Genomic DNA, 16,053 nt, shown 5'->3' with positions numbered 1-16,053 from the left:
TAAAGTAGTCTATTTTGGAAGTTTGTCGAATTCTATTACATGACGTAAAGGTCATGGTACCAATAAGCTTTTAAAAAAACGAATGATAGCTAAGCTGTAAGTATAAGAAAAAAGCACCCATGCGAGTGCTTTCTCCATGTTTTGTTCATGCTGCTAATCACGAATATTTTAATACTTCATTAATGTAAATATATCATATCCTTCTAATTTTTTGCGTCCTTCTAAATAAGATAATTCAATTAAAAAGGCTATGCCTGCAACAACTCCGCCTAGTTGCTCGACAAGTTTGATTGTCGCTTCAATCGTTCCTCCTGTTGCTAATAAATCATCCGTAATTAATACACGCTGTCCCTCTTTAATCGCATCTTTGTGAATCGTTAGGGCATCTTTTCCATACTCAAGTCCGTACTCTACTTTAATGGTTTCACGAGGAAGCTTACCTTCTTTTCGAACTGGTGCAAAGCCAACACCTAATGAATAAGCGACTGGACATCCGATAATAAAACCTCGAGCCTCTGGTCCAACAACGATATCAATCTCTTTTTCACGTGCATATTGAACAATTTGATCTGTTGCATATTTATACGCTTCACCATTATCCATTAATGTCGTAATATCTTTAAATTGAATGCCTTCTTTTGGAAAATCTGGTACGATTGTTATATATTTTTTTAAATCCATGATGATATCCTCCTTGAATAAATACAACCTACTGATCAACAACAATTGAATATTGGCCGAGACCACTTTGTCTCTTTAATAGATTTTTTCTTTTTGGTGTTCGTTTTTCCGTTTTGATTCTTGATGGTTGACAAATTTTTGATCAAACCAATCTTTTAATTGCTGATAGGAAGAATATAGTAAAAGTTGTTCAAGCTCTACTTGCTGCTGTTTCGCTTGATACGTCTTTGATTCTGATAAATCACGCTTAATAGTGGATTTATTAAGTGAAATGACACCATCTTTTATTGTAACAAATTCTAGCTCAAAAAACACCTTTGACATGAAATAAATTGCTTCTTTTGTCCAGCCCCGATGTTTTGCTAGCTCCTCGCCGTATTTTTTTAAGTCAAAAGGACTTTTTTTAGCTAAAAAGGCATAATACCATTTAAAATGCTCTCGTGTTGGAACCGTTGAGAAAAAATGATCGGAATGTTGATAAAATATCGTATATATTCTTTTTGGTTTGCCTCTCTGTAAAATTGAGTCTAACATCATGACAGATGGCGGCATGTCTAACAGTACAAGATGTTGATGATGAAGGTTGAGCTTTTGTATACCCTCTTCATCATGGATTAAATAGACGTTTTCCATTCCCTTCACGAAAGGCAAAGTGTTTTCTTGAAAAGCAATGAATAAGACGTTTTCATTTGGGAGCTTTGATATGACTTGTTCAATCGGCTTGCCACGAAAATCAAAAAGCTGCCAGTGACGTACAGCAATATCATGCAATAAAATTTGTGGCTTTCTGCGATTGTTCCATTCATTGATCACTAATTCTCCAACAACCGACACTTTCGATAATGGAGAGATTTCCTCTACTAAATCACCATAGCCAAATCCAATTGAATCTACTTCATAATGGTTGCTTTCTAATATCATTTTTAAATGAGTGCCATCTGAACCAATTCTTCTCATATTCAAAATGTTGACATCTTCTATTAAAAAAATTGGTTTTGGATTAGAAACTCCAAACGGTGAAAGCAACTGTAGCTGTTCAATTGCTTCGACGGTTATATTTTCTAATGGGCACTCTACATCCACGGCTTTAACCGGTATTAGGTCTTCTTTCGTTAACTGTTCCCTTGCTAAATGAATTAATCTCTTTCTTAATTCTGGTATATGTTTTTCTTCAAGCGTCATTCCTGCTGCCATCGGATGTCCACCAAAGTGCGGAAGAATATCTCGGCTTAAAGATAAGTTTTCATATAAATCAAAGCCTTCAATACTTCTTGCTGATCCTTTTGCTAATCGTGTTTCTGGATCAATACTTAACACAATGGTAGGACGATAATATTTCTCAACTAATTTAGAGGCAACAATTCCAATAACTCCTGAATTCCAATTTTCTTTCGCTACTACTAGCACAGGATTGTCCTCTAGGGGAAAGTTTTTTTCAATTTCTTTAATGGCCTCTTCTGTCATCACATTCACAAGATGCTGACGCTCTTTATTTAATTGGTCGATTTCTTTTGCTAACACTCCTGCTTCTGCATCATCATCCGTTAAAAGCAAATGAACAGCTCTATCTGCTGATTGTAAACGTCCTACCGCATTAATACGCGGTGCGATAGCAAATCCGATTGTATTTTCATCAACTTCAGACTGTTTAACCCCAGCCGCACGAAATAATGCTTGAATCCCTGGTCTAGTTGATGTTCGTAAATGCTTGATACCTTTTTTAGCAATGAGGCGATTTTCATCATATAATGGAACTAAGTCAGCAATAGTCCCAATCGCAGCAATTTCGATTAAATCTTCAGGAACATGACCGAACAAAGCATGAGCAACCTTAAAAGCTACACCAACACCAGCTAAATCTTTGAACGGATACAAACTCCCTTCTTTTTTTGGGTGAATAATCGCATAGGCGTCAGGTAGCGTTGGGCCAATTTCGTGGTGATCAGTAATAATTAAATCCATCCCGAGTTCTTTCGCTAGGCTTGCTTCCTTGATTGCTGCAATTCCTGTATCTACCGTAATGATCAACTTATAACCTTGTTCGGATATTTTAAGAAAAGCTTCCTCATTAGGTCCGTACCCTTCGGTAAACCGATTTGGAATATAAAAATCAACATTTGCCCCAAGCCTTTTCAAAGCAATTAACATAATTGTTGTACTGCTTACACCATCTGCATCATAATCTCCATAAACCATAATAGGTTCGTTTTTTTCAATCGCTCTATGTATTCTTCTAACCGCCAGGTCCATTTCATCTAATAAAAACGGATCATGAAACGGCTGCTCTTCTATATATAAAAAGCGATGTGCCTCTTCAATCGTTTGGATCCCACGATTAACTAAAAGAGACACTACTAAAGGTGTAAGATTCAAAGATTTAGATAGTTCATTCAAATACTCGATATTGTCACAATGTTCGTCTAAGCGATTCCAGCGCATTTTTGATTGAAGCATAGTTTCACCCCTCAACCATCCTATTATACAAAAATGATTGAAGGGGTTTCAAACAGATTTAGCTTGAAGGGAAATTCATCTGTTCATCCTTTATAGGCGGTTTTTCTTCAAATTGATGAAGCTTGCTTTTTAAAGATTGATTTTCTTTTTGCAGCTTTTTCAATTCTCTTTGTAATGATAAAAAGCGAAAGATGCCAAATGCCATAATGGTTACAGCCCCCATGAAAGCAGCCCCTATGATCACAAGCACTAATGGCCATCGTGCAGTGCCAAATAAGTAATGGACTTCAACAGGATCTCCATTAATAACGGCAAAAATCGAAACAATTAACATCAATAGAAGTGCCAAAATGAGCGCCCATTGCTTTTTCATGAGGATTCCTCCTTTTTTTCCTCATTTTTGCTGTTAGTAAAGTATGGATTAATATGAACGAAAACGTCACGGACATTTTCATGGCTCATTAATTTGTTTTTTACACGCTTTCCAACTCGATGACCCTCTTCAACCGTCATGTGTGGATCAACTGAAATTTTTAAATCTATGATAACATAATGTCCGTGTTCTCGTGCATGAAGTTCATCAATTCTTTTTACGTCTTCATCTTCCAACACAGTTTGTTTTAAAATTTCCGTATCTTCTTCATGCAAAACATGATCAAGAGTGTCATGAATAGATTCCGCCCCTAGGCGCCAAGCCATTTTCATTACAAGTATAGAGACAAATAACCCTGCGACTGGATCTAAATAAATAAGCCAATCGATCTGAACGTAGCCGCCAACAATAGATCCAACAATTCCGACTAAAGCGGCAATCGATGAAAACACGTCAGAACGATGCTCATACGCATTCACGATAACAGCATCGCTGTTAATTTTTTTGCCTATGTAAAACTTATATCGAAACATTAATTCCTTCACGATAATTGAAAGAACTACCGCAAAAATCGCAATCGGCTTCGGCGCCTCCGCCTCTTGGAAAAACGACTCAACAGAGGATTTTCCGATCTCTATTCCAACGATAAATAAGAGAACAGCAACAATGATTGCGGCAATGGATTCAGCCTTGCCATGTCCGTATGGATGATCCTCATCTGGAGGTTCTTTTGCAACACGCAATCCAATAAAAACGGCTAGTGAACCTGCGACATCACTGGCAGAATGGACAGCATCTGCCATCAATGCTTTACTTTCTGAAATAACTCCAACTACACCTTTCACAATGGCAAGAACGATATTGCCAACCACCCCTATGATGGCTGCAAACTCCGCCTGCTTAAAACGATCTTTGGCCAAACTATTTCACTCCTTGAATTCGAGTTACAAAAATCCTTTGCCTCATGAAGACCTCTGTAAAATGTATATGACCATGTTCATAAAAATAGGGAGGTTCATTGGTATTCATTATCTCAACCAACAACCTGCCCCATTTTCTTTATATTTCTGCTTTCGGCTCCTCTTGTTTAGAGGCTAATTTTTTCTTTAACTGCTTTCCCTTCCACACAAGCCAAAGTTGTGCCGCGATAAATAAGGATGAATAGGTTCCTGAAATGAGTCCAACTAAAAGCGCAATGGAAAAATTTAAAATGGAGCTGCTTCCAAAAATAAGCAAGGCCACAACACTGATGAGAACGGTCACAACTGTATTAATGGATCTTGTAAAGGTCTGCTGTAAACTTTTGTTCACGACTTCCTCGATGTCTGCCATTGTTTTGAGTCGTTTCTTTTTCTTTACATTTTCTTTTATTCGATCAAATGTCACTATTGTATCATTAATCGAATAACCGATAATCGTTAATACAGCTGCTATAAACGTAATATCCACTTCTAATCTTGCTATACTGAAAAAGGCGATAATGAAAAAGGCGTCGTGCAGGAGCGCAGCAATGGCAGCAATGGCCATATAAAATTCAAAACGAATCGATACATAAATAATAATCCCAACGGATGCAATTAAAACAGCGATCAGCGCATTTCTTGCTAATTCCTTTCCGACTGTCGGCGATACAGTACTTACATTTGGTTCATTTCCATATTTATCTTGGAAATGCTCTTTCACTTGAGCGATGGTTTTTTGGTTCCAAACCCCAACAAAACGTGCAACCCCAATTTCGTTATCACTGCCGGATATGACAATTTCATTAGGCTCCAATCCAATTTCTTTATATTCTTTTTCGATTTCTTTAGCCGTTAAGCTATGATCAGCCATCACTTCTATTCGTGTACCACTAGTAAAGTCGATGCCTAGATTTAATTTGGACACAAGCAAAACAATAATTCCTGCTATGATCATGAAGGACGAAAAGAGGAAAAAGGCTTTGCGATGCTTGACAAAATTTAAATGGTCAAATCTGGTTGGCACATCAGTGTCTTTATTGGTCTTGGCAATATCAAGGATGTCTTCTTTTTTCACCCCAAACCAATGCGGTTTTTTATCAAAGAAGCGGCTGTTGACAAGTAAAGAAAGAAGAATGCGCGTTAAATATACAGCCGTTAGGAAGCTGACAACAATGCTCACGATTAACATGGTAGCAAACCCTTTTACAGAGCTCGTACCAAAGATAAACAATACAGCTGCAGCTAACAATGTTGTTATATTCGCATCTACGATTGTTAAAAGCGATCTTCTGTTGCCTGATTTAAAAGCAGAACGAATGCTTTTGCCAAGCTTTATTTCTTCTTTAATCCGCTCATATGTAATAATATTTGCATCAACTGCCATTCCAACTCCAAGAATAAGAGCTGCAATACCAGGTAAAGTCAGTACGGCATTCATCCAATTAAATACGACTAAAATGAAATAAATGTAAGCTGATAGCGTAATAGCAGCGACAAATCCTGGTAAACGATAAAAGAACATCATGAACAAATAGATGGCGATAATTCCGATTAAACCGGCAAAAACCGTTTTTTCCATTGCTTGTTCTCCGAATTTCGCCCCAACCGACGTTGAATAAATTTCATTCAGTTTTACTGGTAATGCCCCAGCATTTAATAAGCTCGCAATCTCTTTTGCTTCTTCAATCGTGAATTGACCTTCAATCGTCACTTCCGATGTATTAAAAACTTCATTAACATTTGGTGCAGAAATAAATTTTGGATTCTCCTTTAGTCTCTCTTCTTTGTAGGAATCCCCTTCTTCATAATCAAGCCATATGACGAGCTGATTTTCTGGAGCCATTTTTAAAACATGCTCCGTTACTTTTTTAAATTTTTCAGCATCCTTTAACTTGACGATGATGTTCGGTCTTCCTTGTTCATCAAAAGATTGTTTTGCCCCTCCTTCCACTAAATCTGATCCGTTTAACATCTCTACATCATTTGCATCTCGAAATGTTAATTCGGCCTGTGTTGATAAGATTTCTCGTGCCTTATTTTGATTATCAATTCCTGCTAATTGAACACGGATCCGATTATCTCCTTCAATTTGAATATTCGGTTCACTGACACCTAAAACGTTCGCACGCTTATTTAAGGCATCAACTGTATGTACTAAAACGGCACGGTCAATTTGATCACCGGGATTAGCTGGCTCCACTTCATATAAAATTTCAAATCCGCCTTGGAGGTCAAGGCCAAGTGTAATGTCTTTCGTAATATTTTTCGTCGTCATGCCAATAAGGCTTCCAAGTAAAATTAAAATTAGAAAAAAAGCTATAAAGCGTCCTCGCTTTACCATTTATTATCCTCCTTAACTCATTACTACCATCCCTATTAGATCAAATCTTTTAACAAACGTTGGGCATCTTTGCGATCAAATGTATTTCCATTTTTATAAGCTTCAATCGTTGTAAAATTCATAAAGTCTGTCACTTTTACTGATAAAATATCAGCAGCTATCTGATGCACCTTTAATCCCTCTATTTTTTTCCACTTCTTCGCTTTAAGGAATGTCCATAATTCTTCATCTGTTATTTTATCATATCCAAGTAAACAAAATTCTTCCATTTTACTTATCAAAAAAGGTTTGACATGATCCCGAAATTGATCTGCTGGATGATGATCCATCTTTGCGCTCCTTTCTAATGACATTTGCTTGTCATGCTTGGACACTTATCGTGCATATAGTAATTGTATATGATATGAGGAATTTTGAGAAGGCAGGGAGAGTCATGTCAAAGCAAACTTTCTTAAAAGGAACGATGATCTTGATCATTGCGGGTCTCATTACGAGAGTGCTAGGATTTGTAAACCGGATTGTAGTAGCCAGAATGATAGGGGAGGAAGGTGTAGGCTTATATATGATGGCTGTACCAACATTAGTCCTTGTCATTACGATTACTCAGTTCGGTTTACCAGTTGCAATCTCAAAGCTTGTCGCTGAAGCAGAGGCGGAAGGAAATCAAAGTAAAGTGAAAAAAATATTAGCTGTATCCCTTACGATTACTGGAACCCTTAGTATAATATTTACCCCAACTGTTGTTCTTTTAGCGCCAAAGCTTTCCACTACATTGTTAACCGATTCTCGAACTCTTTATCCATTACTTGCTATTACACCAGTCATCCCTATTGTCGCCATCTCATCCGTTTTACGGGGGTATTTCCAGGGAAAACAAAATATGAAGCCTGCCGCCTATTCACAAGTACTTGAGCAAATGGTAAGAATCACCCTTATCGCGATTTTCACAAAAGCATTTTTACCTTATGGAATTGAATATGCTGCTGCAGGAGCGTTATTTTCTTCCGTGATCGGTGAACTCATATCTCTACTCTATTTATTTGCCATGTTTCAATTTAAAAAAAGAGTGAATATTCGCAAACGTTTCTTTCAAGCAGTCAAAAATGGTAAAGATACGTTTGTTCAGTTAATGAGCATAGCTCTTCCAACCACAGGCAGCCGTTTAATTGGTTCAATTGCCTGGTTTTTTGAACCAATTGTTGTGGCGCAAAGCTTAGCGATTGCAGGCATAAGTACATCACTAGCAACAAAACAGTACGGAGAGTTAACAGGCTATGCTTTGCCGTTGTTGTTTTTACCATCTTTTATTACATATTCATTATCCACCTCTCTCGTTCCCGCTATTAGTGAAGCAATTGCGCAAAAAAAGCGAAAGTTAGCCGAATATCGATTACGGCAAGCCTTTCGTTTATCCCTTGTAACAGGTGGTTTAGCTGTTGTCCTTTTGTATGTATTTGCTAACCCGGTTATGTTGTTCATGTATGGCAGTGATCATGCCGCCATTTTTATTAAGGTGATGGCACCATTCTTCCTTTTCTATTACTTTCAAGGTCCTCTTCAAGCAGCTCTTCAAGCTCTTGATTTAGCAAAGGCAGCCATGATGAATAGCCTATTAGGAGCCATTGTAAAAACAGGTCTCATTTTTATTTTAGCAACAAGGCCGCAATTAGGCATTATGGGGGCCGCTTTAGCGATTGTAACTGGCATTATGCTAGTAACACTCCTTCATTATGCGACCGTATTAAAAGTCATTCAATTTACAATTTATACACGTGATTATGTTTACAGCTTACTCGTCATGATCATAAGCGGGCTCATCGGCACGTATGTATATCATCATTTATTCATTTCGGAACTAAAGCTCTCTACCTTATTTGTATCCGTTTTTATCACATCGTTCAGCTATTTCCTTCTCCTTCTTTTGTTTAAATTAGTCGAAAAAGATGAACTAAAACGCATTCCAATATTAAAGAAAATGATGAAATAGCATAAGGTCGAATGTTTGGCCTTATGCTACTTACGATCCTTTATGTCAATGTAAAACGTTCCGTCCATAAAACTACAAAAAGAAATATATTCGAGATGATGATACCCTCTATCCTCAAGTTCCTTCCTTAACCACACTTCATTTTTCCCAATCTTTTGTAAATGATCGTGTTGGATCTTTCCATCCAAAATGAATGGGAAAATCATTTCGGTGCTTTTCTTTTTTTCTTTTTTTAACACGGAAAGTCTTCCAGATGGTTCTAAAATGGCATACTCAACATCTTGTATATTTTTAACATCTTTTTCACGAAGCTGCATTAATAAGTCATCAAAATTATATCTTTGCAACAACATGGCACGTTCATCTATTTTCCCATTGTTGATGATGATCGTTGGTTTTCCATCGATTAAACGTCTAATTCGGGCATTTTTTAATGATAAGAAAGCAAAAGTAATTTGGATAACGAGAAGAACAAGCATTGGAATCACCGTATGATGGAGCGGGTCCTTTAAATCTTCAATTCCCACTACGGCAAGCTCTGCTATCATAACAAAAACGACTAAGTCCAGTATACTTAACTCTCCAATTTCTCGTTTTCCCATTAAGCGAAAAATAAACAAGATCAATACATATAAAAAAACCGTTCGAGCGATTATGATCAAAGTCGTTTCCACTCAATTCCCCCCTTCTTAACATACATACTGTTATTTTTACGAAATGAGGAAGGTCTATTCATTAATCCTTACATGAAATGGACTAAATAACGAAAATACACGTAAACCGTTGATATGAACAATGACATTAATACAACGGGAAATCCAACCTTAATAAATTCAACGAAACTAACATCAGCTTTCTCTTTTTTCGCTAATCCTGCAACAACTAAATTTGCTGAAGATCCGAGGAGAGTGCCATTTCCACCAAGGCAAGCTCCTAAAGCTAATGACCACCAAAGTGGATCTAAATTGGTCATTCCATACTCCTTCAGCTCTAAAATAACCGGGATCATCGCTGCAACAAATGGTATATTATCGACAAATCCTGAGAGCAAACCAGTTAGCCATAAAATGAGTATCGATGTTTTCGGCAAGTCTCCTTCTGTATAAAGGACAAGACCTCTTGCTAATTCATCAAGGATTCCAACCTCTTCTAACCCTCCAACTAATAAAAACAAGCCAATAAAGAAAAACAAGGTCGTCCACTCTACTTGTTTTAAAACGTCGTCTGCTCTGTATTCATCGTGTGTTAATAGCATTAATAAAATGGCACCTGCCAGTGCAATACTCGTCAAATCAACAAACAATAAAGGTTGGAACATAAATCCAGAAATCGTCAAAATCAGAACGAAGATCGATTTGGGCAACGCGGGGGTTTTTTGCAAATAATCTTTTGCTTGAATTGTATGAATTTGCTTCGTATTGATCGTCTTTGAAGTTAGCTCAAATTTATACAAAAAAATTAAATATATTAAAACAACTATAAAGATGATCGAAACGACAGGAGTTAAATGTGTTAAAAAGGCATTGAAGGATAAATGTTTAACAGCTTGGCCAATCATAACGTTCGGAGGGTCGCCAATTAATGTTGCTGTTCCGCCAATATTGGAAGAGATGATAATGGCAATTAAATAAGGGATCGCTGGTATACATAATAACCGGACAAGTGTCATAATAACGGGAACGATTAATAATACAATCGTCACGTTTGCTAAAAAAGCAGAGCCCATCGCGGTCAGAACAGAGATAACAATTAAAAGCGGGATTGGCCGGCCATTTACCCATTTGGCTAAGACGATGGCGACATATTCAAACATCCCGGTTTTTCCTGTTATCGAAACAATAATCATCATGGCAAATAATAGTGCAATCGTATTCCAATCAATATATTTTAAAAACGCAGCATCTATATCATAAATTCCCATTAACAGCATGAATACACCGCCTGCTCCAGCAATTAAAGCACGATCTATTTTTTCAAGCATGATCAGCATATAACAGATAATAAATATGACAAATACCGCCAAAGTGGACATGACGTTTCTCCTTCCATCCTTCAATTATTATCATCATATGATGCTAGTCCACGAAAATATTTATATTCTAAATCTTTTTTCACTGAATAAGCTTGTATTAAGTCATGCTAATCACCTTTTAAACTTTTGGGGCTTTTGTTACATTCTTAAAAAATAAAGGATTGGAGGGAGACATGATGATGGAATCTAAACGGTGGGGAAGTGCCATTTTACACGGTGTTATCGCTATTTTTATCATCGCATTGATCGTAAGTTTTCTTTTTTCCGTTCTCTTAAAACTAACAAGTTTAACGGAAGATTCCATTCAATGGCTCGTCATTAGCTGTTCGTTTATTTCTGTATTTATTGGAGGTTTTATAGCAGGCGGCAAAGGAAAAGAAAAAGGGTGGCTTATCGGTGGACTGACAGCACTCACCTATACAGGAATTATTTTGTTATTTCAATTTTTAGGATATGGAACATCATTATCTAGTAAACAATGGCTATATCATGGTGGCTTTTTACTCATTGCCATGCTTGGTGGCATACTTGGTGTTAATGTATCAACATCAAAAAGACAGACCTCGTAATCCCTTTTTAGTAAAGGCTGTTTTCGTAAACTTTGTTCGGTTCACGTCACACTATAGTGTGACCTAGCAAGCGTGTCGCTTGCCTGGACAGTCGAAAAGCGATGGTAAAGCAACAATTTTTTAGAAAAGAGCCTTAGTAAAAAAAAGGAAGCCAACGTTCATTTTGGCTTCCTCATTTAAAATCGTCTACCATTTATTTATGTATAGACTTTACGCTTTATCAACCACTTCACGAACTGCACGACGATCAAAAGTGAGACGTGAGCCGTCACCAGCTTTAATGACGATTTTGTCTTCATCTAATGAATCGACAATTCCATGTAGGCCGCCAATCGTCACGATTTTATCACCTTTTTGCAAGCTGGCCTGCATGTCGCGAATTTGTTTTTGTTGCTTTTGTTGTGGACGGATTAGCAAGAAGTAAAAAATAGCCAGCATCAGAACAAACGGCAAGATTGTCCCTAAAAATTCCATGTCATCACCCCTTTCTGAGATTTTTTCAATGATAGTGTTTCGTCACTTCACCCACTCATGTAGGCGAGATGAAAAAAGAATTCTTGGATGCTTAAGCTTCTCAAGTTTAAAAATTTTTCGCATCCGGTTTATTGAATCCGTAGCGCTCAAAAAACTCCTGACGGAAGTCTCCTAAGCGATCTTGACGGATTGCCTCTCGTACTTGCTCCATTAATTTTAACAGAAAATAAAGATTATGATAAGAAGTTAAACGAATTCCAAACGTTTCATTGCATTTCATTAAGTGGCGAATGTATGCACGTGAATAATGACGGCAAACATAACAATCACAATTTTCATCTAAAGGCCTAAAATCACGAGCATATATTGCATTTTTTACAACGAGTCGGCCTTCACTTGTCATTAATGTTCCATTTCGGGCAATCCTTGTCGGCAACACACAATCGAACATATCAATTCCACGAATCGCACCATCAATGAGCGAATCTGGAGAACCAACTCCCATTAAATAACGCGGTTTATCTGCTGGTAAAAGCGGAGTCGTAAATTCGAGAACTCGATTCATCACTTCCTTCGGCTCGCCGACAGACAACCCTCCTACAGCATATCCAGGAAAATCTAATGAAACTAAATCCTGGGCACTTTGTTTACGTAAATCTTCATATTCTCCACCTTGAACGATTCCGAATAGCCCTTGCTCATTTGGCCGGGCGTGCGCTTTTAAACAACGTTCAGCCCAACGGCTTGTCCGCTCAACTGACTTTTTCATGTAATCATATTCCGCTGGATATGGCGGACACTCATCAAATGCCATCATAATGTCTGAACCGAGGGCGTTTTGAATTTCCATCGCTTTCTCTGGTGATAAAAAAAGCTTATCACCATTTAAGTGGTTCCGGAAATAAACCCCGCCCTCTTCAATTCTCCGAAACTCACTTAAACTAAAAACTTGGAAGCCTCCCGAATCCGTTAAAATCGCACGATCCCAGTTCATAAACTTGTGAAGGCCGCCTGCTTCTTTCACAATACTCTCACCGGGACGGAGCCATAAATGATACGTATTACTTAAAATAATTCCAGCTCCTATTTCTTTTAATTCTTCTGGAGACATTGTTTTAACTGTAGCTAATGTCCCTACTGGCATAAAAACTGGTGTTTCAAAAGAGCCATGCGGCGTATGGACTTTTCCTAATCGTGCCCCCGTTTGTTTACACGTCTTGATCAGTTCATAACGTATTGGTGATGTCGACAAAATGGTGTTCCTCCTTTGTAAAGTCACTTAGATGATCAGCATGGCATCCCCAAAGCTGAAAAAGCGATATTTTTCCTTTACAGCTTCTTCGTAAGCCCGTAATATATTTTCTCGGCCAGCCAAAGCACTAACGAGCATAATTAAAGACGACTTAGGCAAATGGAAATTTGTAATTAAACCGTCTATAGCTTTAAATTTGTATCCAGGATAAATGAAAATATCTGTCCATCCACTTTCACTAACAAAATGTCCGTCATGCTTTTGAGCAATCGTTTCCAACGTTCTTGTTGAAGTAGTTCCGACTGCTATAATCCGTCCACCATTTTCTCGCACTTCATTTAATAGCGACGCAGTTCCTTCGCTCATTTGATAAAACTCAGCATGCATGATGTGCTCTTCAATATCCTCAACGTTGACCGGGCGAAACGTACCTAATCCGACATGAAGGGTAATAAAAGCGATATGTACACCCTTTTCTTTTAATTCAGCTAATAATCTTTCTGTAAAATGAAGGCCAGCCGTTGGTGCAGCAGCAGAACCACTTTCCCTTGAAAAAACCGTTTGATATCTTTCACGGTCATCTAACTGTTCCTTTATGTATGGAGGAAGAGGCATTTCTCCAAGAGATTCAAGCACCTCGAGGAAAATTCCTTCATAGGAAAATTCCATTAAACGCCCGCCATGCTCGAGTGTTCCAACACATGTCGCTTTTAATTTACCATTTCCAAAACTAATGACCGTTCCTTCCTTAATTCGTTTTGCTGGTTTTGCAAGTGTTTCCCACACATCTCCCTCCATTTGCTTTAAAAGGAGAACCTCCACTTTTGCCTTCGTATCCTCCTTTTCACCAACCAGCCTAGCTGGAAGAACTCGTGTATCGTTTAATACTAGGCAATCGCCACGATTGAGATAATTTAATAAATGTTTAAATTGATCGTGCTTCCATTCTCCTGTTTCTTTATTTAAAACCATTAATCTTGATGCGTCACGTTCTTTTAATGGTACTTGGGCAATTAATTCCTCCGGCAAATGAAAATCAAACAAATCGAGTTTCATCAAATCACCTAATTTCTAATTCGTTTATTTAAATCGACTTATAATGGAAAAAATAAGTGTTAAGATCATACTGATGACAATACTTGTGACAATTGGAAAGTAAAAGGTAACATTTCCTCTTTTAAGCGTAATATCGCCTGGAAGTCTACCGATAAATTGCATCACAAATCCAATAATAAGTAAAATTGCCCCGATTATCATGAGCATTTTTGGAATTTCTGTCATCGTTTCGGCACCTCCATATTAAAATGCTTATAAACAAGATCTGTTACCATTCTTCCCCTAGGGGTCCGTTTAATAAAACCGATTTGCAACAAATATGGTTCATAAACATCTTCAATCGTATTAGATTCTTCTCCAATCATTGCTGATATCGTATCAATGCCAACCGGTCCACCATGAAATTTTTCCATGATCCCTAGCAGTAATTTATGGTCAATATGATCAAGGCCGAGCTTGTCAACTTGCAATCGTTCTAAAGCATGGACGGCTAATTCATAAGTAATTTTATCCAATTTCAACACTTGGGCAAAATCTCGTACCCTTTTTAGCAACCGATTAGCAATCCGTGGAGTACCTCGCGATCTTCTCGCTATTTCGATCGATGCCGATTCATCAATTTCGATTTCTAGTATATTCGCCGTTCTTGTAACAATTTGGGATAGCTCGTTTTCATGATAGTATTCAAGTCTTCCTAGCACACCAAAACGGTCTCTAAGCGGCGCGGTTAAAAGACCGACCCTCGTCGTTGCCCCTACTAGTGTAAAAGGAGGCAAATCTAACCGTACACTTCGAGCAGTTGAACCTTTTCCGATGACAATATCTAAACAAAAATCTTCCATAGCCGGATACAGTACCTCTTCAATCGAGCGATGGAGACGATGAATTTCATCAATAAATAAAACATCCCCAGGCTCAAGAGATGTCAAGATGGCAGCCAAATCGCCTGGGCGTTCGATTGCCGGTCCAGAAGTTGTGCGAATGTTTACTCCCATTTCATTTGCGATAATGGCAGCCAACGTTGTTTTCCCTAAGCCAGGAGGTCCATACAACAAAACATGATCTAGTGTTTCCTGGCGCATTTTAGCCGCTTCTATAAATATTTGTAGGTTTTCTTTTATTTTTTGCTGGCCAATATATTGATCTAATGATTGTGGACGAAGGCTGTACTCAAAGCTTTCCTCATCAACATCTGCCTCTTGAGAAACGATGCGGTCTTCCATATTCATCCCCTTACTTTAAAAGCTTTTGTAAAGCTTTTTTCACATATTGATCTGTTGTTAAAGATTCTTCCTTTAACGTTGGAACCACTTTCTTAATTTCACGTTCACTATATCCTAACACCTTTAACGCCTCAATGGCTTCACTTAATGAATTGGACAGCGATTGTTTCTCTTCTACCTGCTCTAAGTTGAACAAATCTGGGGAAACAGCGGCAGGAATAATATCTACTAATTTACCTTTCAAGTCAAGAATGATTTGCCGAGCTGTTTTTTTGCCAACACCTGGAAATTTCACAAGAAATGTTTCATCTTCATTTTCGATTGCTTCTACTACTTGTCTAGGGTTCCCAGATGCTAAAATGGCCAATCCACCTTTTGGACCAATGCCATTTACATGAAGCAATTTGATAAATAATGCTTTTTCTTCACGTGTTGGAAAACCGTATAGTGCTAATAAATCTTCGCGTACATATTGATATGTATAAATCGTCACTTCTTTTTGGTAATGTTTCTGATAAATAAAAGGATTCGGTGTAAAAATTTGATAGCCGATTCCATTGTGATTGATGACGATATATTCCGGTGTAATATCATCAACGATTCCATGAATAAACTCAATCAATATCTTTCACCTCTTTATGACTGTATC

The 16,053-nt window shown here is 37.7% G+C and carries 16 protein-coding genes; 2 read left to right on the top strand and 14 right to left on the bottom strand.

Features of this window, described 5'->3' with window-relative positions; genetic code table 11:
- Positions 1-168 precede the first annotated feature (168 nt).
- From J2S06_RS01495 to J2S06_RS01470, 6 genes are all read right to left on the bottom strand, one after another.
- Positions 169-681, bottom strand: a complete 513-nt coding sequence (locus J2S06_RS01495) for an adenine phosphoribosyltransferase (protein ID WP_044896212.1) — start codon at positions 679-681, stop codon at positions 169-171.
- Positions 682-756: 75 nt separating this feature from the next.
- Positions 757-3,135 carry a single-stranded-DNA-specific exonuclease RecJ gene (recJ, locus tag J2S06_RS01490; RefSeq protein WP_419151068.1) on the bottom strand — a complete coding sequence of 793 codons (2,379 nt, stop codon included), beginning with the start codon at positions 3,133-3,135 and terminating at the stop codon, positions 757-759.
- A 58-nt stretch (positions 3,136-3,193) separates the two neighbouring features.
- Positions 3,194-3,508, bottom strand: a complete 315-nt coding sequence (locus J2S06_RS01485; RefSeq protein ID WP_419151067.1) for a LapA family protein — start codon at positions 3,506-3,508, stop codon at positions 3,194-3,196.
- On the bottom strand, positions 3,505-4,428 hold the full coding sequence (locus tag J2S06_RS01480) for a cation diffusion facilitator family transporter (protein WP_419151066.1): 924 nt from the start codon (positions 4,426-4,428) through the stop codon (positions 3,505-3,507). The genes J2S06_RS01485 and J2S06_RS01480 overlap by 4 nt, the downstream gene beginning before the upstream one ends.
- A gap of 139 nt (positions 4,429-4,567) precedes the next feature.
- Complete coding sequence (gene secDF / locus J2S06_RS01475) at positions 4,568-6,811, bottom strand: protein translocase subunit SecDF (RefSeq protein ID WP_419151065.1); 2,244 nt, start codon at positions 6,809-6,811, stop codon at positions 4,568-4,570.
- Between the two features lie 35 nt (positions 6,812-6,846).
- A complete protein-coding gene (locus J2S06_RS01470) occupies positions 6,847-7,140 on the bottom strand; it encodes a post-transcriptional regulator (RefSeq protein ID WP_419151064.1) in 294 nt (97 codons plus the stop codon).
- Positions 7,141-7,244: 104 nt separating this feature from the next.
- Here J2S06_RS01470 and spoVB point away from each other — a divergent pair, with 104 nt between their 5' ends.
- Positions 7,245-8,798 carry a stage V sporulation protein B gene (gene spoVB / locus J2S06_RS01465; protein WP_419151063.1) on the top strand — a complete coding sequence of 518 codons (1,554 nt, stop codon included), beginning with the start codon at positions 7,245-7,247 and terminating at the stop codon, positions 8,796-8,798.
- Between the two features lie 26 nt (positions 8,799-8,824).
- Here the strand turns inward: spoVB and J2S06_RS01460 are convergent, their stop codons facing one another.
- Both J2S06_RS01460 and J2S06_RS01455 read right to left on the bottom strand, forming a co-directional pair.
- Positions 8,825-9,472 carry a DUF421 domain-containing protein gene (locus J2S06_RS01460; RefSeq protein ID WP_419151062.1) on the bottom strand — a complete coding sequence of 216 codons (648 nt, stop codon included), beginning with the start codon at positions 9,470-9,472 and terminating at the stop codon, positions 8,825-8,827.
- Positions 9,473-9,540: 68 nt separating this feature from the next.
- Positions 9,541-10,830, bottom strand: a complete 1,290-nt coding sequence (locus tag J2S06_RS01455) for an ArsB/NhaD family transporter (RefSeq protein WP_044896204.1) — start codon at positions 10,828-10,830, stop codon at positions 9,541-9,543.
- A 173-nt stretch (positions 10,831-11,003) separates the two neighbouring features.
- Between J2S06_RS01455 and J2S06_RS01450 the strand changes: the two genes are divergently transcribed.
- Positions 11,004-11,399: a TIGR04086 family membrane protein gene (locus J2S06_RS01450; RefSeq protein WP_419151061.1), complete on the top strand. Its 396-nt coding sequence runs from the start codon at positions 11,004-11,006 to the stop codon at positions 11,397-11,399.
- Between the two features lie 210 nt (positions 11,400-11,609).
- On the opposite strand, the gene yajC is transcribed toward J2S06_RS01450, so the two are convergent.
- The 6 genes from yajC to ruvA all read right to left on the bottom strand — a co-directional run bounded on the left by yajC (position 11,610) and on the right by ruvA (position 16,026).
- On the bottom strand, positions 11,610-11,873 hold the full coding sequence (gene yajC, locus J2S06_RS01445; RefSeq protein WP_044896203.1) for a preprotein translocase subunit YajC: 264 nt from the start codon (positions 11,871-11,873) through the stop codon (positions 11,610-11,612).
- A 106-nt stretch (positions 11,874-11,979) separates the two neighbouring features.
- Entirely contained in the window at positions 11,980-13,125 is a 1,146-nt protein-coding gene (gene tgt / locus J2S06_RS01440) for a tRNA guanosine(34) transglycosylase Tgt (protein WP_419151060.1), read from the bottom strand.
- Between the two features lie 27 nt (positions 13,126-13,152).
- Complete coding sequence (gene queA / locus J2S06_RS01435) at positions 13,153-14,181, bottom strand: tRNA preQ1(34) S-adenosylmethionine ribosyltransferase-isomerase QueA (RefSeq protein ID WP_419151059.1); 1,029 nt, start codon at positions 14,179-14,181, stop codon at positions 13,153-13,155.
- 24 nt (positions 14,182-14,205) lie between these two features.
- Positions 14,206-14,406 (bottom strand): DUF2905 domain-containing protein, encoded by a 201-nt coding sequence (locus J2S06_RS01430; protein WP_044896200.1) that lies wholly within the window; start codon positions 14,404-14,406, stop codon positions 14,206-14,208.
- Positions 14,403-15,404: a Holliday junction branch migration DNA helicase RuvB gene (ruvB, locus tag J2S06_RS01425; RefSeq protein WP_419151058.1), complete on the bottom strand. Its 1,002-nt coding sequence runs from the start codon at positions 15,402-15,404 to the stop codon at positions 14,403-14,405. Before ruvB ends, J2S06_RS01430 begins: the two co-directional genes overlap by 4 nt.
- A gap of 10 nt (positions 15,405-15,414) precedes the next feature.
- Complete coding sequence (gene ruvA / locus J2S06_RS01420) at positions 15,415-16,026, bottom strand: Holliday junction branch migration protein RuvA (protein ID WP_419151057.1); 612 nt, start codon at positions 16,024-16,026, stop codon at positions 15,415-15,417.
- Positions 16,027-16,053 lie beyond the last annotated feature (27 nt).

The sequence above is a fragment of the Bacillus alveayuensis genome (assembly GCA_030812955.1).
Lineage (GTDB): Bacteria > Bacillota > Bacilli > Bacillales > Aeribacillaceae > Bacillus_CB > Bacillus_CB alveayuensis.
Note: the sequence above shows the minus strand (reverse complement) of the source record. Positions and strands in the feature narration are given on the sequence as shown.